This is a genomic window from Fructilactobacillus sp. X7R7C1 (assembly GCF_059901065.1).
The window spans coordinates 1-1750 of the sequence record NZ_JBWXVF010000006.1 but is presented as its reverse complement, the minus strand read 5'-3'; the positions used below and the strand labels follow the sequence as shown (position 1 = coordinate 1750).

Annotated in this window: 1 rRNA gene; it reads left to right on the top strand. The window is 49.3% G+C overall.

From position 1 onward, the window contains the following. Positions 1 to 110: 110 nt before the first annotated feature. A 16S ribosomal RNA gene (locus AC6UDC_RS06885) occupies positions 111 to 1686 on the top strand. The last annotated feature ends 64 nt before the right edge of the window (positions 1687 to 1750 follow it).

Here is a 1750-nt window from a genome sequence, read left to right as displayed (position 1 = left end):
TTTTAAGTTGTAGAACTTAAAATTAAACATTTGCGAAGTCAATTCGCTTTTTAATTCTTTTGAAAAAGAATAACAACAAATAATAATGAGCTAGTAAAATTTCTCATTTCTAAAATGAGAGTTTGATCCTGGCTCAGGACGAACGCTGGCGGCATGCCTAATACATGCAAGTCGAACGAGCTGCGCCTATTGATAGTTGATGCTTGCATTAACTAGATTTAAGTTAGCAGCGAGTGGCGAACTGGTGAGTAACACGTGGATAACCTGCCCAGAAGAAGGGGATAACACCTGGAAACAGATGCTAATACCGTATAACAACGAAAACCACATGGTTTTCGTTTGAAAGATGGCCTTTGTGCTATCGCTTTTGGATGGATCCGCGGCGCATTAGCTAGTTGGTGAGATAAAGGCTCACCAAGGCGATGATGCGTAGCCGACCTGAGAGGGTAATCGGCCACATTGGGACTGAGACACGGCCCAGACTCCTACGGGAGGCAGCAGTAGGGAATCTTCCACAATGGACGAAAGTCTGATGGAGCAATGCCGCGTGAGTGAAGAAGGGTTTCGGCTCGTAAAACTCTGTTGTTAGAGAAGAACGGGCGTGAGAGTAACTGCTCACGTCGCGACGGTATCTAACCAGAAAGTCACGGCTAACTACGTGCCAGCAGCCGCGGTAATACGTAGGTGGCAAGCGTTGTCCGGATTTATTGGGCGTAAAGCGAGCGCAGGCGGTCTTCTAAGTCTGATGTGAAAGCCTCCGGCTTAACCGGAGAAGTGCATCGGAAACTGGGAAACTTGAGTGCAGAAGAGGACAGTGGAACTCCATGTGTAGCGGTGAAATGCGTAGATATATGGAGGAACACCAGTGGCGAAGGCGGCTGTCTAGTCTGTAACTGACGCTGAGGCTCGAAAGCATGGGTAGCAAACAGGATTAGATACCCTGGTAGTCCATGCCGTAAACGATGAGTGCTAGGTGTTGGAGGGTTTCCGCCCTTCAGTGCCGCAGCTAACGCATTAAGCACTCCGCCTGGGGAGTACGACCGCAAGGTTGAAACTCAAAGGAATTGACGGGGACCCGCACAAGCGGTGGAGCATGTGGTTTAATTCGATGCTACGCGAAGAACCTTACCAGGTCTTGACATCTTCTGTTAACCTAAGAGATTAGGTGTCCCCTTCGGGGGCAGAATGACAGGTGGTGCATGGTTGTCGTCAGCTCGTGTCGTGAGATGTTGGGTTAAGTCCCGCAACGAGCGCAACCCTTGTCATTAGTTGCCAGCATTCAGTTGGGCACTCTAATGAGACTGCCGGTGACAAACCGGAGGAAGGTGGGGATGACGTCAAATCATCATGCCCCTTATGACCTGGGCTACACACGTGCTACAATGGACGGTACAACGAGTTGCGAAACCGCGAGGTCAAGCTAATCTCTTAAAGCCGTTCTCAGTTCGGATTGCAGGCTGCAACTCGCCTGCATGAAGTTGGAATCGCTAGTAATCGTGGATCAGCATGCCACGGTGAATACGTTCCCGGGTCTTGTACACACCGCCCGTCACACCATGAGAGTTTGTAACACCCAAAGTCGGTTAGGTAACCTTTTGGAGCCTGCCGCCTAAGGTGGGACAGATGATTAGGGTGAAGTCGTAACAAGGTAGCCGTAGGAGAACCTGCGGCTGGATCACCTCCTTTCTAAGGAAAAATTCGGAAACCTTACATTATTGAAGTCTTGTTTAGTTTTGAGAGTTTTACTCTC